This window comes from Salegentibacter lacus, from assembly GCF_020164555.1.
Classification (GTDB): Bacteria; Bacteroidota; Bacteroidia; order Flavobacteriales; family Flavobacteriaceae; genus Salegentibacter; species Salegentibacter lacus.
This window is the reverse complement of sequence record NZ_JAIQZB010000094.1, coordinates 1-279: the sequence shown is the minus strand read 5'-3', so window position 1 is coordinate 279 and position 279 is coordinate 1. Positions and strand designations below refer to the sequence as shown.

General features: G+C 38.7%; 1 pseudogene. It reads right to left on the bottom strand.

The annotated features are described in order from the left end of the window. Positions 1 to 235: pseudogene (locus LB465_RS18155) on the bottom strand (gliding motility lipoprotein GldK); the annotation flags it as partial. Positions 236 to 279 lie beyond the last annotated feature (44 nt).

Below are 279 nucleotides of genomic sequence, written 5' to 3'. Positions count from 1 at the left end.
ATAAATAAAATTCATCCATGACGTAAACATAATCTTCATCAGGATATTGAGCCGGATCCCATATAATCTTTGGATTCCAGTTTAAAGCTTGATCTAAGGGATCATAATGCTTTGAGAATTCTTCGTAAGGACTTAATTCCTCTTCATCATCATTGCCTGCGTTCTTAAAAGCATACCTCTGTATACCTTCCTCATTTCCATCGGCATCTCCAGATAACTCTGCAGCTTCCGCCAATTTTTGCCTGATAACGGAATCCCTTACTCTCTCTACGAATTGTC